Genomic DNA, 18,918 nt, shown 5'->3' with positions numbered 1-18,918 from the left:
ATGTATTTTACTATTTAAAATAGTTACAATCTTTGATCTAGTAAAGGATTAGAATTTAAAGTTAATACCATTTAAATCATGAGTTTTATTTAGATAAATTAACTTTTATTGAGATTTTTATTACATAATCATCATATTCTTGAACTGCTAAATCATCAAGTATTATATCTTCATAGAAATGACCTTGAACAGATAGATTATTTTCTTCTATAAACTTTAAAATCTTATTATAAGTAATGCTAGTGTTATAATAACTACCCCTATGATATGCAACAATGTACAATCCCTTAGCTTTAGTAAAATTAGAATATTCTTTATTAGGAAGTTTATTATATATATATTTATAATCTAAGTAATTACCATTAGCTATATCACTGTATTCAAGCATTTCACCTAAAAAATGGGGGTAAGCTATACCTCTATCTTCACAACGACCTATATGAGCAGAAAAAGCCTCATAAACTTCTTTATCTGTAGAACAATTAAAAACTTTTGAAATAAATATGTATTCTTCTTGTAATGGTAAAATGCTGACTTTATCTGTATAATTATTAATAAAATCTTTGGAGTATTCAATTTTTCTATCAATAAAGAGTTTTATCTGGTTTAACTTATCTATTTTATTGATTACATTTATACGTTCCTTTTCTAGTAAATTAATTAATTCATTGGGATTTCTCTTACTTAAGTATTCTTTTATTTCTTTTAAAGGCATACCAATATCCTTTAGCATTGTTATAGCTCCAAACGTTTCTATTTGTTGATAAGAATAATATCTATAATTATTATCTCCTTTTATTTCAGGAGAAAAAATTCCAACTTGATCGTAATGATAAAGAGTTTGCTTACTAGTTTTGCAAAGCTTAGCAAATTCTCCAGTAGTAAAATGTATATTCTTATTAATTTTCATATAAAACACTCCAGATAATATAATAGTTTAATTATAAATATAACACAAAATGTTTAAGATTAAACTAATTAGCATTAATTTATGATAGTCTCCAATTCAAAAGTAAATACTATAAAAATAATAAAATTTTTATAATAGGAAGATATGGAAAGTGTAAGGGAAGTTTTAACAAATGGAAATTTTACTTATTAGTAAAAATTAAATTAAAATTTTTTAAGGAAAATATAAGTATTTTATATCCACAAATGGATATTAATTAAAAAAAAGAAGATAAGTAGATTTTATTGCAAAAATTATGGTGTATTTGATTTTGTATAATGAACAAACTAATGTTAAATAGATTATAAAAAGGAGTGAAGGTAGTGGAAGATAATAATTCTTTTATGGATGGATTAAGAAATTTGGGAAAGCAACTACTTTACACAGAAAGTGAGAATACAAATACTGATAGAGAGAATATAACAGAAATAAACAGTAATGGGAATAAAAGATGTATAACTAGAGCAGGCGCAGGGCCTAAAAGTCATAATAGAGTAGGTAACCCAAATAATAAATTTAGATAAATAATAAAATAATATCATTATGGAGGTAGTAATATGAAAAAAGGATTAATACCAGTAGCTTTAGGAACAGTAGTAACAGCAACAGGATTGATGTTAGATGCTAAGCAAAATAAAAAAGAGAAGTTCAATAGAAAAGATTATAAAAATATGGCAGGTGCACTTCTAGTGGGAGCAGGAGTTGCTCATATTGCCTTAGGTGGAATAGACATAGCTAAATATTAAAATAAGAGGAGATTATTCATTCTCCTCTTATTTTATATTATATTTAGAAATCACTATTATTAGGTGCTTGTCATATAAATGAAAACAAGTCGTTAATATATGTAAGAGCTTATTTTTGTTTTTGAAGATAAAAATTTAAATTAATAATTATTAATAAATAAAAAAATATTGACAATGATAATAATTATCAATACAATAAAAGTAAGTTGAAAATTAATTTCAAGAGATATGTATTTTCATATAAGGTTATAGCTAGGAGGAAAGATGAAGAAAAGATACTTAGGAATAATATTGATAATATTATCTGCAATATCAGTATTTTTAGGAGTACATAACATAAAGATAGTAGATATATTAACTTTAAATGAAGAACAATTAAATATTTTATTAATAAGCAGATTGCCTAGATTAATAAGTATATTAGTTGCAGGAATAGGAATGAGTATATGCGGTCTTATAATGCAACAAATAAGTAGAAATAAATTTGTATCTCCAACAACAGGAGCTACTATTGATTCAGCTCAATTAGGACTGATATTTGCGATGCTAATTCTACCAAATGCAACTATGGGTAGCAAAATGATAACATCTTTTGTATTTGCTCTTGGTGGGACCTTTATATTCATGAAAATATTAAAAAGTTTAAAGTTTAAAAATGCTGTGTTTGTACCGTTAGTTGGTATAATGTTTGGAAATATAATAGGTTCAATGACGACTTTTATAGCATATAAATATGATTTAATGCAAGATATAACTTCTTGGATGCAAGGAAATTTCTCTATGATACTTAAAGGAAACTATGAAATATTATACATAACAATACCAATGATAATACTTGCATATATTTATGCAAATAAATTTACTATAGCTGGTATGGGTGAAGATTTTGCGACAAACCTAGGACTTAATTACAATAAAGTTGTGAACTTAGGGTTAATTATCGTAGCAATAGTTACAGTATGTGTAGTAACAACAGTAGGAAGTATACCTTTTATAGGATTAATAGTACCAAATATAGTATCAATTTATAAAGGTGATAATGTAAAAGATAGTATATGGCATACAGGGTTATTTGGAGCAATATTTGTGTTAACATGTGATATATTCTCAAGGATTGTAATATATCCTTATGAAATACCAATAGGATTAACAGTTGGTGTTATAGGAAGTATAGTTTTCCTTTATATGATATTAAGGAGGAAGTCATATGCAAGTTAGTAGTGTAAATAAATTACCTAGTAAAAATATAAATATTAGATTACAAAAAGAAAACAGGCAAAAAAGAATTATATATTTAATAGGATTAATGGTTATTGCATTTTCAGCACTATTCTTAATAGCAGGGGTAAATCCAGAACATATAGATTATGCTATGAGCCAAAGAATACCTAAGTTAATAGCAATAGTATTAACAGGTGGATGTATAGCTTTTTCATCCATGATTTTTCAAACCATAACTAATAATAATATACTTACACCAAGTGTATTAGGTTTAGATTCTTTATACATATTAGTTCAGACGCTTATAGTATTTATTGTTGGAATAGATAGCAAATTTATAGCAAGTAAAAGTCATAACTTTTTATTATCAGTAGTAATAATGGTTGTAGCATCTTTTGTTTTATATAAGAAACTTTTTGAAAAAAGTGGGAATAATATATTTTTCTTACTTCTTGTAGGGATGATATTTGGAACTTTGTTTAAAAGTATGTCTACTTTCATGCAAGTTGTAATAGACCCAAATGAGTATGCTACTCTTCAAAATAGCCTACATGCAAGTTTTGGGAATGTAAATACAGAAATACTTTTAATAGCATCCATAATTTTAATAGCAATAATACCATTTATATATGATGAACTTAAGTATTTAGATGTATTATGTTTAGGTAAAGATAATGCCATAAATTTAGGTGTGGATTATGATAAAGTTGTTAAAAAGATGATAATAGTAGTATCTATATTAGTATCAATATCTACAGCTTTAGTAGGTCCAATAACTTTCTTAGGACTATTAGTAGTAAATATAACAAAGCAACTGCTAAGCACATATAAGCACAGTTACTTAATAGTAGCATCGATTCTTATAAGTATATCAACATTAGTTGGTGGTCAATTCTTAGTAGAAAGAGTATTTAGCTTTAATACAACTCTAAGTGTAATTATAAACTTTGTAGGGGGAGTATATTTTATATACTTATTGCTAAAGGAGAGTAAAGCATAATGATAGTAGTAAAAGATATAATAAAAAAATATTCAAATAAGTCAGTAGTTGACAATGTTTCAATAAATATAGAAAAAGGAAAAATAACATCCTTTATAGGCCCAAATGGAGCTGGAAAAAGTACTGCCCTATCTATAATAACTAGGTTAATGAAAAAAGATGGTGGAGAAGTTATTATAGATGGAAAGAGATTAGAAGATTGGGATAATAAAGAATTATCTACTAAAATAGCTATATTAAAACAATCTAATCATATAAATCTAAAGCTTACAATAAGAGAGCTTGTTGCCTTTGGAAGGTTTCCACATAGTCAAGGAAGGCTTACAGAAGAAGATAATAAATATATAGATGAAGCAATAGAATATATGAAGCTTAAAAGTATAGAAGATAGATACTTAGATGAATTAAGTGGAGGACAAAGACAAAGAGCTTACATAGCAATGGTTATAGCTCAAAATACGGAATATGTATTTTTAGATGAACCACTTAATAATTTAGACATGAAGCACTCAGTTGAAATGATGAGGGTACTTAGAAATTTATGTGATGAGCTAGGAAAGACTGTAATTTTAGTTATGCATGATATAAATTATACATCTTGCTATTCAGATTATATAGTAGCACTTAAAGATGGAAAAATAGCAAAGCATGGAAAGACTGATGAGATAATAAATAAGGAAGTATTAGAAGCAATATATGAGATGAAATTTGATATTCAAGAGATAAATGGAGATAAAATTTGTATTTATTTCTAAAAAATTTAAGGTTTTAATGATAAAGATAATCAATATAAAATAATAGAAATTATTAGGAGGACTTATTATGAATAAAAAAGTAGCAGCTATATCAGGTTTGGTTATAGCAGGATTAATAGGAGGGGCATTAGTATTTTCAAATAAAGGAGATAAAGAAGTTGCATCTAAAGCAGATGAAACAGTTAAGGTAGAGCATGCCTTAGGAACTACGGAGGTAGGAGTTAATCCTAAGAGAGTGGTAGTGTTTGACTATGCAGCATTAGATGCAATGCAAAGTTTAGGTATAGATGGTGTAGTAGGAACTCCGCAATCATCTTCGATACCAGAATATTTAAGCGAATACAAAGGGTCTAAGTATGGAAATGTTGGAGGCTTAAAAGAACCAAATTTAGAAAAGGTAAATGAACTTAAGCCAGATTTAATAATAATAAATGGAAGACAACATAGTTTCTATGATAAGTTTACGGAAATAGCACCAACTATATCATTATCAAAAGAAGATGGGAAGTACATGGAATCTTTTACTCACAATATGGAGGTTATAGGAGATATATTTGATAAAGAAGATAAGGTAGATGCTGAGTTAGCTAAGATAAATAAAAAAGTAGAAGAAATAAATAAGAAAGTAACAGAAAAAGATTTAGATGCAACAACTTTAATGGTTAGTGATGGATCATTAAGTGTACTTGGATCAGAATCAAGATTTGGGATAATATATAAGAGTTTAGGATTTAAAGAGACAGATGAGAATGTGAAAAATTCTGATCATGGACAAGATGTTTCATTTGAATATATAGCAAGTCAAGATTCAGATTATATATTTGTTGTTGATAAGTCAGTTATATCTAGTGATGAAGGTCAAAAGCCAGCACAGGAAATATTAAATAATGAATTAATAAATAATACTAGGGCAGCTAAAGATGGAAATATAGTTTATTTAGATACTCATTCATGGTATTTAAGTGATGGTGGAATAATATCTACAAATACTATGCTAGATGAGGTAGATGAAGCAATAAGCAAATAATAATTCACGTATAATACAAATAAATGTAACTTACTAAAAGTTGTATGAGGATGGGTTTAATTCTTATACAACTTTTGTTCTTTAGTAACTATTATACAAGTTATATTATTTGTAAGAATAATATAGATATCATTTACTTATAGATAAATTAGAAATATAATTATGTGGAGTGCATAAAATCTTTGAAATATAAAATGGTTTTAAAATATTATATACAATGTATAAATATATTGAAAGATGGAGGTAGACAATGATAAAAGAATTCATAAAATATTACAAACCTTATAAAAAATTGTTTGTACTTGATTTACTAGCTGCTTTCACAGTGGCACTATGTGACTTAGTTTATCCAATGATAACTAGAAGTATAATGGATGATGTTGTACCAAATAAAGATACAAGAATGTTAGTTGTATTTGCAATATCTCTATTAGTTATATTTATTATAAAAGCAGGATTAAACTATTTTATGCAATACTGGGGGCATGTAGTAGGTGTAAGGATGCAAGCTGATATGAGAAGCTATGTATTTACTCATCTTCAAAAACTTCCAAGTTCTTATTTTAATAATAATAAAACAGGTGTTATAATGTCTAGAATAATAAATGACCTTATGGAGATATCTGAATTGGCTCATCATGGACCAGAAGACTTATTCATATCTATTGTCATGTTGGTTGGTTCATTCTTTATATTATTAGGAATAAATATAGAGCTTACACTAATAGTTTTTGCTATATTACCTATAATACTTTTATATGCTATAACTCAAAGAAAGAGAATGAATAAGGCATTTAAAGAAACTAGAGTAAAAACTGGTGATGTAAATGCTACTTTAGAAAATAGTATAGCAGGTATGAAAGTTACTAAATCATTCTGTACCCAAGAAGAAGAATTAGAAAAATTTAATAAATCTAATAACATATTTAAATACGCAAGAGAAAGTGCATATAAAGTTATGGCACAATATTTTTCGGGAATGTTTTTATTTATAGATTTATTAGAGTTAGTTGTTTTAATAGTAGCAGGATATTTTACTTATATGAATCGTATAACGTTAGGTGATTTCGCAGCATATCTTTTATATGTAAAAATGTTTATACAGCCAATTAGAAAATTAATAAACTTTACTGAGCAATACCAAAATGGTATGACAGGATTTGAAAGATTTATGGAAATAATAAATGAAGAAACAGAAAAGGAAGCTAAAAATCCAATAGAACTTAATGGTGTAAAAGGTAATATAGAAATAGAAAATGTATCTTTTACATATGAAGATGAAAATCAAGTTTTAGATAATTTAAATTTATCTATAGAAGCTGGAAAAACAATAGCCTTAGTTGGTCCGTCAGGTGGAGGTAAAACAACTCTATGTAATCTTATACCTAGGTTCTTTGATTTTGACGAAGGTAGTATAAAGATAGATGGAATAAATATTAAAGACGTAAGTTTAGATTCCTTAAGAAAAAATATAGGTGTTGTAGCACAAGATGTATTTTTATTTACAGGAACTATAAGAGATAATATTGTAATAGGAAAAACTGATGCTACTAAGGAAGAAATAGTAGAAGCTTGTAAAAAGGCTAAAATACATGATTTTATACAAACTCTTCCTAAAGGTTATGATACATATATAGGAGAAAGAGGAGTTAAATTATCAGGAGGACAAAAACAAAGAATTTCTATAGCTAGAATATTCTTAAAAAATCCTCCAATAATGATACTAGATGAGGCTACATCAGCACTTGATAATGTTACAGAATATGAAATACAAAAATCTTTAGAAGAATTAAGTAAAGATAGAACAAATTTAGTTGTAGCACATAGATTATCAACTATAAAAAATGCAGATGAGATAGTAGTATTAACAGAAAAAGGTATAGAGGAGAGAGGAACTCATAAGGAACTTATAGAAAAAGGTGGAGTTTATTCAAAACTTCATAGAAAATAGTAATTTATATAACAAGAAGATGATTCTAACTTTAGAATCATCTTTTTGTATTTATAAATCAACCCAAGTTGATTTACCTGTATATATAAACTCTGTATGTCTACATTTAGGACAGACGTAAATTTTAAACATTAAATGCTCCTCTACATCAAAGATAGCTTTAAACAATCCACGGTCAGCCTCTTGAGAATCAAATCTATATTCTTTTAAAAATTCAAGACTTGTGTCACATCTTAAACAGTTCATAAAATATTCCCCCTTAATAAACAAGTAAGTAATATAATTGTAAGATATATTTAGACAAATTTGGTTGCAATATGGTTACATATACCTAAATTAGATAATAAGAAATATTAGAAAGTTATAGAATCTTACAAAAGTGTAATGAAAATGAAAGACAAATGAATATGTAGATTTTTGGATTTAGTATAAAATACATATATAAGAAATCTAAGGAGGTTATTAAATGAATAATATATTAAAAGTTGAAAATATAGAAAAATACTATGGAAATAAAGACAATATAACAAAGGCAATTGATAATATAAGTTTTAGAGTAGATGAAGGAGAATTTGTTGGTATAATGGGTCCTTCAGGAAGTGGTAAGACAACTCTACTAAACTGTATATCGACAATAGACAATGTATCTACAGGAAATATAATAATAAATGGTCAAAATATAACGAATTTAAAATCAAAAAAACTAGATAAGTTTAGACAAAATGAATTAGGATTTATATTTCAGGATTTTAATCTTTTAGATACTTTAACAAATTATGAAAATATAGCATTAGCTCTTACTATAAAAGGAGAGAAGCCATCTAAGATAGACTCTAAAGTAAAAGAAGTAGCAAAATATCTAGAAATAGAAAAAGCATTAAATAAATATCCATACCAAATATCAGGAGGACAAAAGCAAAGAGTAGCATCAGCAAGAGCGATTGTTACAAATCCATCACTTGTACTTGCAGATGAACCTACAGGAGCATTAGATTCAAAATCAGCAAGATTATTACTTGAAAGATTTGAAAGTTTAAATGAAGACTTAAAAACAACAATACTTATGGTTACACATGATGCCTTTACTGCAAGTTATGCTCATAGAATCTTATTTATAAAAGATGGAAAAATATTTAGTGAGTTAGTAAGAGGTAGTGATACTAGAAAAGAATTTTTCAACAGAATAATAGAAGTTATAACCCTTCTTGGAGGTGATGACAACGATGTATTCTAAGATAGCAATAGGAAATGTAAAAAAGAGTTTTAAAGATTATGCTATATATTTTTTAACACTAACTTTAGCTGTAAGTATATTCTATAGTTTTAACTCAATAGAATCTCAAAGAGCTATTTTAGAGATGAACAATTCAACAATGGGATTTGTAGATACACTATCTAAGATTATAGGTGGAATATCTGTATTTGTATCATTTATATTAGGTAGTTTAATAGTATATGCAAATAATTTTTTAATCAAAAAACGTAAAAAAGAGCTTGGAATATATATGACTTTAGGTATGGGTAAAGGAAAAATATCTAAAATACTAATTTTAGAAACACTTATAGTTGGGGTAATATCATTAGCAAGTGGGCTTATATTAGGACTAATAATGAGTCAAGGGTTATCATTATTTACATCTAAATTATTTGAAGTAAATATGAGTGAGTATAAATTTATTTTTTCTACAAGTGCAATAATCAAAACCATAATATACTTTGGAATAATATTTTTAATTGTTATGGCATTTAATGTAATTGTAATATCTAGATACAAGATAATAGATTTATTAACTGCAGGGAAAAAGAATGAAAATATAAGATTTAAAAATCCAATTATATACCTAATAACATTTATCTTATGCTTAATTTCAATAGGAACTGCATATAAGCTAATATTAGATGCTAAACTTAATATTGAAGATATAAGATTTTCAATGTCAATAGGACTTGGTGTGGTTGGTACATTCTTATTTTTCTATAGTTTAGCTGGATTTGGATTATATATATTTAAAAATAGTAAAAATATTTATTTTAGAGGATTAAATATTTTTATAACAAAGCAAATAAATAGCAAAGTTAATACAAACTTTATATCAATGTCTATTATATGTCTAATGTTATTTTTAACTATGGGAATGTTATCAACTGGAATAGGGTTTAAAAATGCATTAGAAAAAGGACTTGAGAAAACAACACCATTTGATGCTAGTGCGAGAGTATTTGCAAATGAAGATGATAAAATTAAAAGTATAAAAGATGCTTTAAATAATTTAGGATTTAAATTTAATGATAAAGACAAATATTTATACTATAATACATATGACTCAGGATTTGAGATAAAGAATCTAAATAAAGGTTTAGATAAGGAAAATCAAAAGAATTTAGACAAGATAGAGGACATAGGTGCTGATTTTATAAAAATATCAGAATACAATGACATAAGAAAGCTAGAGGGTAAAAAAAGTATAAGCTTAGGTAAGAATGAAGTTTTAATTATGTCAAATAATAATATGGCTAGCAAAATAATAAATAACTTTTTAGAAAATAATAAAGAGATAAAAATAGATAAAAAAAATTATAAGGTTAAAAATGAAAAGGCTATAGAGGACTCTCTTCATACAACTGCTTTAGCTGACAATATGTTTACTATAGTAGTTAATGATGATTTAATAAACAAACTTCAAGTTAGAGAATCTTATTTAAATGTGAATTTTGGAGAAAATAGCAAGAACTCAGAAGAAAAACTATCTAAATTATTTGATGATTTTAAAAATGGTAAGATTGACTATAAAAATTCAGCATTTATCTACGGAGAAACTAAGGCTCAAGTATATGCAGAAAGTAAAGGTATGACAACAATTATGTTATTTATAGGTATATATCTAGGAATAATATTCTTAATATCTAGTATGGCAGTATTAGCATTACAACAGTTATCAGAAGCAAGTGATAGTATAGAAAGATATAAATCACTAAGAAGAATAGGTGCAAATGATAAAATGATAAATAAGAGTATATTTATACAAACATTAATATATTTTAGTTTACCAATAGTACTTGCATTTATACATTCTATAGTTGGTATAAAAGTATCAAATGAGTTTATAGCTATGTATGGTAAGCCAGATATAGGATTATCATCTTTAGTAACTGCGTTAATATTTGTGTTTATATATGTTGGATATTTCTATGCAACTTATACTGGATATAAAAATATAGTCAAAAATTCATAATATAAAAATAAGCTAGATACAATATATGTATCTAGCTTGTTTTGTATATTAAAAAAGTATTTGTTTAATGTGGAACTTGTAGTAACTTAAAATATTAAACTAAAAAAGGAGCTATTAGAAATCTAATATAGCTCCTTTTTTAATTATTTACTTTAATCTTTCATCATCTTCATCTACATATTCTAATATGTCTCCAGGTTGACAGTTTAGTATTTTGCATATTGAATCTAATGTAGTAAATCTTACAGCTTTGGCTTTATTATTTTTTAATATAGATAGATTAGCCATAGTTATACCAAGTTCCTTTGAAAGTTCGGTAGAACTAATCTTTCTTTTAGCCATCATAACATCTAAATTTACAAGAATTGGCATAAAATATTCCTCACTAAATTGTTTTATCATTTTCATCTTTTATCTTTGTAGCTGTCTCAAATAATTGAGATAAAGTAAGACATAATAATCCTATAACTAGGCAGATAAAAGTAACTACTATAATTGCTGGAATTATAAGAGTGTCATTAAATGGACTTACAAAGTATTTTAGATACAACATGCATACAGCAAATATAATAATCTCACTAAAAGAACATATAGATATAGTTTTTAGAGCTTTTGAGCTGGCCATAGTAAAAGGTATATTCTTTATAATTAATCTACAAAGCTTTTTTAATTTAAATAAAGATATCATATAAGGTATAAAACATAAGTATACGCAAATTGATACATTAATCATTATTGGGTTAAGTTCTGACACAGGTACTTGTGTTTTACATAAAGCTATACTTATCATTGGTGTAGCTAGGAGTAAAACACCTGTAATAAATATTCCTATTAATATAATAACATTTAATATTTTAGAATTTAAGCTTTTTATCATTTTTATTTACCTCTCTTAAAAAATATATATTATACACCTATAATAAATATGTAATTATCGTTTGTCAATAAAAAAACATAATATTACAATAATGTAATGTACAAAAAAACTGTAGATAGCAAAAGGCTTTTCTACAGCTTTGATTTTATTCTATATTTTCTCCGAAATTTTCGCTTATTATTCGCGTATAACTTATAGATTTTGATATTCTGTCTAATATTTCTTCTTTTTTATCTAATACTATATCTTTTCTATCATTCCAAAGTGTATCAAATAAATTATTACACATATTTTTGAAATCATTATCACTTATTATAAAGTAATCATTTTGTCCTGAATTAGGATGTACTTTTGTAAACTTTAAATTCTTAGATAAATATAAAGATGGATTCTCTTTTTCTCTAAAATCATCAACAAAATCTCCATCAACTAATCGTATTTCAACATCATTAGATTCCATTAATATTTTTTCTATATATTCAATATGTCTTTCCCTTTCTTTGAATGTAAGAGTTACTGGTATATTGAAAAAGTGTAAGCAACCTGAAGACATATACTTTCTAAGTTCTGATTCATATATAAGTACTTTAAGATTAGATTTATAAGTAACATTATGAAGGAATACATTTATCTTTTTTAGCTCATTTATAATTTTTTTATTATCTCCAAAAACTCTTTCGGCAATCTCCATGAATAAATCCGGAGGCATAAAGAATTCATTAATAGAACCTAAAAGACATCTTAAATCATTGTTCATTATATATTGTATATAAGTTTGATTTTCTATCATAGAGGTACAATCTCTTTTGTCGTATAAAAGTTTTCCTTTATTTTTTAAAGTATACTTTATATTTGCATAAAAATCTTCTACTAATTTTCTGTCTTTAGAGGTTGTGGTAAACATACATTCACCTTCTTCAAAGAATAGATTTGTAGATAAGAATTTATTTTTAATTGCAAATATTGCAGTATTGGAATTTATACTACAGTTGTATAACTTAAAATTAAGTGAAGTAGATGTTGAAATTAAGTTTATAGCAAGGAGTGTATTAATAACGTCCTCATCTTCATAGTCATTAAGACCGATTAAAAAACTCGCTTTAACATTAACTTTTTTACTTAATTCATTTAAAAAAGCTTTCAAATTAGATAGTGTTAATTTATCTTTATGGTTTAGATAAAGTAAATTTACAGAAATCAGTACTTCTAAATCTTCATCTTTATCAGCATAAAAGCTCAATTCTTTAAAAAAGGTTTTATAAATTATGCCTGGATTAACTAAAGAAGTACTATTATAATATTCCTCTGAATGCGTAGTTTTAGGCATGGATTTTACCTGAGTATTGTTTACATTGACAGTATCCATATAAACTTCTTTGAGCTTAGTTTCTATATATTCTCCAATGAATTCATTACTGCTATCAGAAGATATTTCAAAATAATCTATTAAATTATCTAATGTATCGTCATTTAAAGACTCCATAATAAAGTCTGATATATTTTTACATATTTCATTTATTCTTTTTGAGCTTGGAAGATGTTTAGAAAGAATCCACTTATTTACATAAGAAACATCATAGCCTACATACTTTGCCAAACTACTTTTCTTTTGATTTGATAAGTATAGTAGATTCTCTAATAAACTTCCAAAAGTAATGGTTTTCAAGTTATATTCCCCCCCAATAATTCGTTTTATGTCAGCTTTTAAATTATATTATATCACTTACTAAGGTATATTATAAGAGTTCGAAATAGATTGAAATATAATAAAATAGAAGCAATTTGAAGAAAGTTTTTTCAATGAAAAATGCAGAGGCATATAAAAAATGCCTTATATCCTTAAGTTTCGTTATTATTCGTAAAAGTAAGTAGATGATACGTGTTATTATATAAGCATAGACAATGAAAAATACGTTTTCTCAACAAGGGAATACGAAATATACTAAAATTACGGTAAGGAAAAACTAGAAAATTTCTAGGCAATAAAATTAGGAGGATATATGGGCAATTTAAAGAGTAACAAAATAGCAAAGGGATGGATGATAGTAATAGCATGTATGCTTATACAAGCAATACCATTTGGTGTAGCATCAAATATTCAGCCATTATTTATACATCCAGTAACAACAGATAAGGGGTTTAGTCTGAGTTCATTCTCATTAATATTTACAATAGGAACAATAGTATCAGCAGTAGCATCTCCATTTATAGGTGCGCTTTACGGGAAGATAAATGCTAAATTAATATATATAGTAGGATGTTTATTATCTGGTGGAGGATTTATGTTATTCTCTATGTGTACAGAGTTATGGCAATTCTACTTAGTAGCAGGAATAGTTAATATAGGAACATCAGCTATATCAGCTATAGGAGTTCCACTTTTAATAAACTCATGGTTTGATGAAAGTACAAAAGGAAAGGCAATGGGAATTGCTTTTGCTGGAGGATCTATAGGTAATATATTCCTTCAACAAATGGCTATATACTCAATAGCATCTAATGGATATTCTAAAGCTTATTTCTTATTTGGGGTATTATCTTTAGCTGTTGGTATACCAGTCGCATTATTAATGATAAGAATGCCTAAAAATAAAGATGAGATAGTAGTAGGAAATAAAAAATTAGATAAGGCAGAAGATAAAAAGAAAGAAAAAGCAGATTTAGCATATACATTAAAAGAAGTACAGAAGATAAAATATTTTTGGATGATGGCAATAGGATTCTTATTTGTAGGAATATATGTATCTGCATATTCAGTACAATATGCTGCATATTTCCAAGGAGAGTTAAAGTTAAATCCTAGTGTTGTAGCAATGTCAGGTTCAATATTTGCAATTACATCATTATGTGGAAACGTAGTTGGTGGTATATTATTTGATAAAATAGGTGTTATGAAGTGCTTAGTAATATCATCAGTAGCAGTATTTGTGTCAGGAATATTCTTGACTATGTCTGGAACATCTCCAATATTTGCATATGCATTCTCTGCTATAAAAGGTATAGCTGTTTATATGTATATGATGGGACCAGCATATCTTACAGGTTCATTCTTTGGAAGAAAAGAATATGGTAGTATATTAGGTATGATAAACTTAGTATTTGCACTTGGATTCTCAGGAGGATCAGCTATATTTGGTTTATTTACAGATAAGTTTGGTTATAACACTGCATGGATGGGTATATTAGCTTGTGTTGCAGCAGCATACATATTACTTATAATAGCATCTAGAGGAATGAATAATCTAAACAAAGATAGAAGACAAAGATTAGAAGATGAAAAGGAAATTAAAATAGCTTAATAAAAAGTCGCCTTTAATTAAAGGCGACTTTTTAATTTATTTCATTAGAAATGACCATATTCTCAAAGAAATTTTACAAAATGAAGGAATAGAGATAAGTGTGTAAGGTAAATATTAAAAAATGACTATACATGATGGTATTATGCAAAAAGAGTTTGAATTAATCTAATATATATAATAATATCTTAATATGGACATAAAAATATGAGATGATAGGTGTGAATGAATGGAAGAACTAATAAAATCAATTGATGAAATAACTAAAGATGAAGTTATTAAAGTAGTTATAAGTAATAAAAAAAATAAAGATATAAAATACAATAAAATAAATATAGTTTTAAAAGAAAAAAACAATAAAGAATACTATCAAATAGAAAAGTATACGGATAAACAAGTTTTTCATGAGAATATAGAAAAAGATGAGCTAAATACTAAATTATTAGAGTATATAGGCGATAACTATAAACAATTAGCAGCATGGACTATATCTAAAACTTTTGATCTAAAAGTATCTAAAAAAGGTAAAATATTTTTAGGGAAAAAAAATAGTGATAACTCAAATATGGTAAACAAGAGCCATAATAAAGAGAAAAACTATATATTAAAAGAAGGAATGATAATACAACCACTTATAGACTTAGGAGTATTTACTAAGGAAGGGAAGGTTGTTAAATCAAAATATGATAAATATAAGCAAATAAATAGATTTATAGAGATTATTGATGATGAAATTAAGAAGAATAATTATAAAGAACTTACTATATTAGACTTTGGATGTGGAAAATCTTATTTAACATTTGTCTTATATTATTATTTTGTAGAGATAAAAAAAATAGATGTAAAAATGATAGGTCTAGATTTAAAAGCTGATGTCATTAAAAAGTGTAATGATATAGCTAAAAAGTACAATTATGATAATTTAAGCTTTGAATTAGGAGATATAAATGGATATAGATTTACAGATAAGGTAGATATGGTAATAACACTTCATGCATGTGATACGGCTACTGATTATGCTCTATATAATGCTATAAAGTGGAATACAAAGATGATATTCTCAGTTCCTTGTTGTCAACACGAGTTTAATAGTCAAATGAAGTCAGATGAATTTTCTCTACTTACAAAGTATGGGATAATCCAAGAAAGAATGGCTGCACTTATGACAGATGCTGTAAGAGCAAATTTACTTGAAAGTATAGGGTATAAAACTCAATTACTAGAATTTATAGATATAGCCCACTCACCTAAGAATATATTAATAAGAGCGGCTAAGGGAAAAGTGTCTAAAGAGAAGAGAGAAAAAGCATTAAATGAAGTAAATAATTTAATAAGTGAATTTAACTTTAAGCCGACATTATACAAACTTTTAAAAGATGATAAATTAATATAATAAATCTTTATAATTATAAGGGTTATTTATATGTGTGATAAAGTCACAGAAATATGTAGTAAAGTATGGTAACATATATTCATGAACTAAAGTACTTAAGGAGTGATAGTATGATAAGACCATCAGAATACCATAGTCAAGGGTATACTTGTGCAGAAGCATTAATAAAAGCATATAACGAAGAACATAATACAGACATACCTGTTGCACTAGGTAGTGGTATGGGAGTTGGCATGACAGTAGGAAGTATATGTGGTGCTGTAAATGCAGGTATAGTAGTTATAGGATTTATAAAAGGAAGAGAAAATAATACAGAGGCTAATATAGCTAGAAAATATTCAAATAAGTTGATGAAAAAAGTTAGAGAAAAATATAATTCTGAAATATGTGTAGACTTAAAGAAAAATAAAGTTGGATGTGATGAAATAATAAACTTTACTTATGATGCTATAAATGAGCTACTTGCGGAGGAAATGTAAAAATACAAATTAATAACTATTAAATATAAATAAATTTTACCAAGATATAAAATTTTGAAAAATTGATTTAACAGTTATTAAAGGTAATAAATATACTATTAATATATTTTACGCTAGAAATAGTATGTATTAATTTAATAAGGATTAAAGAGGCGATTTTGGAGGGAAAAAATGGGAAAAATAATTAATAGCACTAATTTTGAACAAGAAGTAAATGATGGAGTTGTAGTGGTTGATTTCTTCGCTACTTGGTGTGGACCTTGTAAAATGCTAGCTCCTATATTTGAGCAACTTAGCGTTGAAATGAAAGATGACGCTAAATTTGTTAAGGTAGACATAGATAAAAGTCTTGAAATAGCTAGAAAATATATGATATCTAGTGTTCCTACAATGATGATTTTTAAAGATGGAAAGCCTGTAGATACTATGGTTGGATTTATGTCAAAGGAATCTATAAAGAGCAAAGTAGAATCACATATATAATAAAAATGGATGCCTAAAAGTTTAGGTATCCATTTTTATTGTATTAAGAAATTGATTAAATAAAACAAATATATAAATTATATTATAAAAATGAGAAAAATATAAAATTTATTTTATAGGATGTTTAAAAATAATTAATTAAAAAATACATAAAAATAAAATTTTACATAAAAAAGAAATTATAATATGGTAAAAAATGTAGAAATATATTATATTATTAATAGTCACCGACAGGAACGGACATAGAAGGACACAACCACAATTTATATCATAAGAATAAATTAATTTACTCAGATTATTTTTAAATGATGAATAATATAAGAGTAAATCTAATGACATGGAAAATACTATCCCCCCTGAATAGTATTAAAAAAGCTTAAGACTGCATATGCAGTCTATTTTTTTACAAAAAATTAGCTTGCATATTGAGAGGATATATATAGGAAGTTAAGATAAAAGAATTAGTAAAATACAAAAAATGGTATTGATTTAATTAAAACAATACCATTTTTAATTTATTGATATTTACAGATATACTATTATATATGTAGTGCAGGCATTTTCTATAATGATTAGCTATTAAATATAAATAGTTTTTATAAAATTTATTAAAGATTATAATTAAATGAACTAATAAGGTTATCTAACTTGAATTTAGGATATATAGGTTTCGAATTGCACATAGAACGTAATATTAAGTAATGCTTATATTCATTACTATCAGATTTAAAATATTTATTTATAGATATTTCTAACATGTCTTCTTTATCACTAAAATTCATATATTTTAAATAAGAGTCCTTTAAATTAGGGTAATCTAAAGTAAGAGAATAAAACTTTCTTTCTACTATTTTCAAATCTTCTATAAGTTTATATGTTCGATTATTTATTTCTTGATTTAAAAAATCACAATCTCTAGAACTATTAGTTAAATCTGACATAATTTCATACTGGATATGCTTGATTTTTTTATTTAACATAAGGGATAAGCAAAATAGTTCACCTAGTTCTTTTTCTTTTTCAAATTCTCCTTTTAACAAAAGCCTTATAGATGGCAAATCTTTTTTTGAAAATATTTTAAGCTGTCTTCCTTTACCAAATACTATTTTTAATGGAAATTTTAAGTTATCAGGGCTTATAGACTGAGTTAAAATTCCATCTTCTACAATATAAAATTCTTCCCCTTGGTAAATAGCAAAGTTTTTACTGTAATTATAATAAAGTGTTTTTGTTGGGACTTGATCTCCAAACTCAAACTCTTTTAAATTTATGTTAGATCTTATGACTTTACCATCGTCATTTACTGTAGGATAATAAAAACAATCAAATCTCATAAAGTTTATTCCCCCTAATACATAAATTATATATCTATAATAATTATAGTCCTTATATGATGTTTTGTAATTAAGTAATGTAAAATATTTAAATAAATACAACTGTATAGTAAATACAATAAGATAAGCAATACTATATACTTGTGTAGAAAAATGTAAAATTATGTAATATAA

The 18,918-nt window shown here is 26.0% G+C and carries 19 protein-coding genes; 13 read left to right on the top strand and 6 right to left on the bottom strand.

Annotated elements, in window-relative coordinates; genetic code table 11:
* Window positions 1-85: 85 nt before the first annotated feature.
* Window positions 86-910: a MerR family transcriptional regulator gene (locus ABCP60_RS08240; protein WP_092922954.1), complete on the bottom strand. Its 825-nt coding sequence runs from the start codon at window positions 908-910 to the stop codon at window positions 86-88.
* Window positions 911-1,272: 362 nt separating this feature from the next.
* Here ABCP60_RS08240 and ABCP60_RS08235 point away from each other — a divergent pair, with 362 nt between their 5' ends.
* The 7 genes from ABCP60_RS08235 (at window position 1,273) to ABCP60_RS08205 (ending at window position 7,649) form a co-directional block, all read left to right on the top strand.
* Window positions 1,273-1,473: a hypothetical protein gene (locus ABCP60_RS08235; protein WP_166504825.1), complete on the top strand. Its 201-nt coding sequence runs from the start codon at window positions 1,273-1,275 to the stop codon at window positions 1,471-1,473.
* Between the two features lie 33 nt (window positions 1,474-1,506).
* Entirely contained in the window at window positions 1,507-1,695 is a 189-nt protein-coding gene (locus ABCP60_RS08230; RefSeq protein ID WP_092922961.1) for a hypothetical protein, read from the top strand.
* Window positions 1,696-1,959: 264 nt separating this feature from the next.
* On the top strand, window positions 1,960-2,913 hold the full coding sequence (locus ABCP60_RS08225; RefSeq protein ID WP_166504826.1) for an ABC transporter permease: 954 nt from the start codon (window positions 1,960-1,962) through the stop codon (window positions 2,911-2,913).
* The gene (locus ABCP60_RS08220) at window positions 2,903-3,916 is read left to right on the top strand and encodes an iron chelate uptake ABC transporter family permease subunit (protein ID WP_092922967.1); all 1,014 of its coding nucleotides are present in this window, start codon (window positions 2,903-2,905) and stop codon (window positions 3,914-3,916) included. The genes ABCP60_RS08225 and ABCP60_RS08220 overlap by 11 nt, the downstream gene beginning before the upstream one ends.
* On the top strand, window positions 3,916-4,671 hold the full coding sequence (locus ABCP60_RS08215; RefSeq protein WP_092922970.1) for an ATP-binding cassette domain-containing protein: 756 nt from the start codon (window positions 3,916-3,918) through the stop codon (window positions 4,669-4,671). The genes ABCP60_RS08220 and ABCP60_RS08215 overlap by 1 nt, the downstream gene beginning before the upstream one ends.
* A 67-nt stretch (window positions 4,672-4,738) precedes the next feature.
* The gene (locus ABCP60_RS08210) at window positions 4,739-5,698 is read left to right on the top strand and encodes a siderophore ABC transporter substrate-binding protein (RefSeq protein ID WP_092922973.1); all 960 of its coding nucleotides are present in this window, start codon (window positions 4,739-4,741) and stop codon (window positions 5,696-5,698) included.
* 250 nt (window positions 5,699-5,948) lie between these two features.
* Window positions 5,949-7,649, top strand: coding sequence for an ABC transporter ATP-binding protein (locus ABCP60_RS08205; RefSeq protein ID WP_343101585.1), 1,701 nt, complete (start codon window positions 5,949-5,951; stop codon window positions 7,647-7,649).
* Window positions 7,650-7,700: 51 nt separating this feature from the next.
* On the opposite strand, the gene ABCP60_RS08200 is transcribed toward ABCP60_RS08205, so the two are convergent.
* A complete protein-coding gene (locus ABCP60_RS08200; protein WP_343101584.1) occupies window positions 7,701-7,895 on the bottom strand; it encodes a zinc ribbon domain-containing protein in 195 nt (64 codons plus the stop codon).
* A gap of 220 nt (window positions 7,896-8,115) precedes the next feature.
* Here ABCP60_RS08200 and ABCP60_RS08195 point away from each other — a divergent pair, with 220 nt between their 5' ends.
* Together ABCP60_RS08195 and ABCP60_RS08190 are read left to right on the top strand one after the other, a co-directional pair.
* Window positions 8,116-8,883, top strand: coding sequence for an ABC transporter ATP-binding protein (locus tag ABCP60_RS08195; RefSeq protein WP_343101583.1), 768 nt, complete (start codon window positions 8,116-8,118; stop codon window positions 8,881-8,883).
* On the top strand, window positions 8,873-10,882 hold the full coding sequence (locus ABCP60_RS08190) for an FtsX-like permease family protein (protein ID WP_343101582.1): 2,010 nt from the start codon (window positions 8,873-8,875) through the stop codon (window positions 10,880-10,882). The genes ABCP60_RS08195 and ABCP60_RS08190 overlap by 11 nt, the downstream gene beginning before the upstream one ends.
* A 147-nt stretch (window positions 10,883-11,029) precedes the next feature.
* On the opposite strand, the gene ABCP60_RS08185 is transcribed toward ABCP60_RS08190, so the two are convergent.
* The 3 genes from ABCP60_RS08185 to ABCP60_RS08175 form a co-directional block, all read right to left on the bottom strand.
* The gene (locus ABCP60_RS08185) at window positions 11,030-11,254 is read right to left on the bottom strand and encodes a helix-turn-helix transcriptional regulator (protein ID WP_092923282.1); all 225 of its coding nucleotides are present in this window, start codon (window positions 11,252-11,254) and stop codon (window positions 11,030-11,032) included.
* A gap of 13 nt (window positions 11,255-11,267) precedes the next feature.
* The gene (locus ABCP60_RS08180; protein ID WP_092922988.1) at window positions 11,268-11,759 is read right to left on the bottom strand and encodes a DUF2975 domain-containing protein; all 492 of its coding nucleotides are present in this window, start codon (window positions 11,757-11,759) and stop codon (window positions 11,268-11,270) included.
* A 145-nt stretch (window positions 11,760-11,904) separates the two neighbouring features.
* A complete protein-coding gene (locus ABCP60_RS08175) occupies window positions 11,905-13,425 on the bottom strand; it encodes a hypothetical protein (protein WP_092922991.1) in 1,521 nt (506 codons plus the stop codon).
* A gap of 334 nt (window positions 13,426-13,759) precedes the next feature.
* Here ABCP60_RS08175 and ABCP60_RS08170 point away from each other — a divergent pair, with 334 nt between their 5' ends.
* From ABCP60_RS08170 to trxA, 4 genes are all read left to right on the top strand, one after another.
* Window positions 13,760-15,058 carry a conjugated bile salt MFS transporter gene (locus ABCP60_RS08170; protein WP_195928548.1) on the top strand — a complete coding sequence of 433 codons (1,299 nt, stop codon included), beginning with the start codon at window positions 13,760-13,762 and terminating at the stop codon, window positions 15,056-15,058.
* A 226-nt stretch (window positions 15,059-15,284) separates the two neighbouring features.
* On the top strand, window positions 15,285-16,448 hold the full coding sequence (locus ABCP60_RS08165) for an SAM-dependent methyltransferase (RefSeq protein ID WP_092922997.1): 1,164 nt from the start codon (window positions 15,285-15,287) through the stop codon (window positions 16,446-16,448).
* Window positions 16,449-16,558: 110 nt separating this feature from the next.
* The gene (locus ABCP60_RS08160; RefSeq protein ID WP_092923000.1) at window positions 16,559-16,927 is read left to right on the top strand and encodes a C-GCAxxG-C-C family (seleno)protein; all 369 of its coding nucleotides are present in this window, start codon (window positions 16,559-16,561) and stop codon (window positions 16,925-16,927) included.
* A gap of 171 nt (window positions 16,928-17,098) precedes the next feature.
* On the top strand, window positions 17,099-17,410 hold the full coding sequence (gene trxA, locus ABCP60_RS08155) for a thioredoxin (protein ID WP_343101581.1): 312 nt from the start codon (window positions 17,099-17,101) through the stop codon (window positions 17,408-17,410).
* Window positions 17,411-18,018: 608 nt separating this feature from the next.
* Here the strand turns inward: trxA and ABCP60_RS08150 are convergent.
* On the bottom strand, window positions 18,019-18,744 hold the full coding sequence (locus ABCP60_RS08150) for a hypothetical protein (protein WP_092923006.1): 726 nt from the start codon (window positions 18,742-18,744) through the stop codon (window positions 18,019-18,021).
* Between the last annotated feature and the right edge of the window lie 174 nt (window positions 18,745-18,918).

This window comes from Romboutsia sp. MSSM.1001216sp_RTP31141st1_G3_RTP31141_220114, from assembly GCF_039031195.1.
Classification (GTDB): Bacteria; Bacillota; Clostridia; order Peptostreptococcales; family Peptostreptococcaceae; genus Romboutsia_C; species Romboutsia_C hominis.
Note: the sequence above shows the minus strand (reverse complement) of the source record. Positions and strands in the feature narration are given on the sequence as shown.

Coding starts and splice junctions, on each gene's coding strand:
- ABCP60_RS08240 (WP_092922954.1), bottom strand. CDS start 910: ATGAAAATTAATAAGAATATACATTTTACTACTGGAGAATTTGCTAAG.
- ABCP60_RS08230 (WP_092922961.1), top strand. CDS start 1,507: ATGAAAAAAGGATTAATACCAGTAGCTTTAGGAACAGTAGTAACAGCA.
- ABCP60_RS08225 (WP_166504826.1), top strand. CDS start 1,960: ATGAAGAAAAGATACTTAGGAATAATATTGATAATATTATCTGCAATA.
- ABCP60_RS08220 (WP_092922967.1), top strand. CDS start 2,903: ATGCAAGTTAGTAGTGTAAATAAATTACCTAGTAAAAATATAAATATT.
- ABCP60_RS08215 (WP_092922970.1), top strand. CDS start 3,916: ATGATAGTAGTAAAAGATATAATAAAAAAATATTCAAATAAGTCAGTA.
- ABCP60_RS08210 (WP_092922973.1), top strand. CDS start 4,739: ATGAATAAAAAAGTAGCAGCTATATCAGGTTTGGTTATAGCAGGATTA.
- ABCP60_RS08205 (WP_343101585.1), top strand. CDS start 5,949: ATGATAAAAGAATTCATAAAATATTACAAACCTTATAAAAAATTGTTT.
- ABCP60_RS08200 (WP_343101584.1), bottom strand. CDS start 7,895: ATGAACTGTTTAAGATGTGACACAAGTCTTGAATTTTTAAAAGAATAT.
- ABCP60_RS08195 (WP_343101583.1), top strand. CDS start 8,116: ATGAATAATATATTAAAAGTTGAAAATATAGAAAAATACTATGGAAAT.
- ABCP60_RS08190 (WP_343101582.1), top strand. CDS start 8,873: ATGTATTCTAAGATAGCAATAGGAAATGTAAAAAAGAGTTTTAAAGAT.
- ABCP60_RS08185 (WP_092923282.1), bottom strand. CDS start 11,254: ATGCCAATTCTTGTAAATTTAGATGTTATGATGGCTAAAAGAAAGATT.
- ABCP60_RS08180 (WP_092922988.1), bottom strand. CDS start 11,759: ATGATAAAAAGCTTAAATTCTAAAATATTAAATGTTATTATATTAATA.
- ABCP60_RS08170 (WP_195928548.1), top strand. CDS start 13,760: ATGGGCAATTTAAAGAGTAACAAAATAGCAAAGGGATGGATGATAGTA.
- ABCP60_RS08165 (WP_092922997.1), top strand. CDS start 15,285: ATGGAAGAACTAATAAAATCAATTGATGAAATAACTAAAGATGAAGTT.
- ABCP60_RS08160 (WP_092923000.1), top strand. CDS start 16,559: ATGATAAGACCATCAGAATACCATAGTCAAGGGTATACTTGTGCAGAA.
- trxA (WP_343101581.1), top strand. CDS start 17,099: ATGGGAAAAATAATTAATAGCACTAATTTTGAACAAGAAGTAAATGAT.
- ABCP60_RS08150 (WP_092923006.1), bottom strand. CDS start 18,744: ATGAGATTTGATTGTTTTTATTATCCTACAGTAAATGACGATGGTAAA.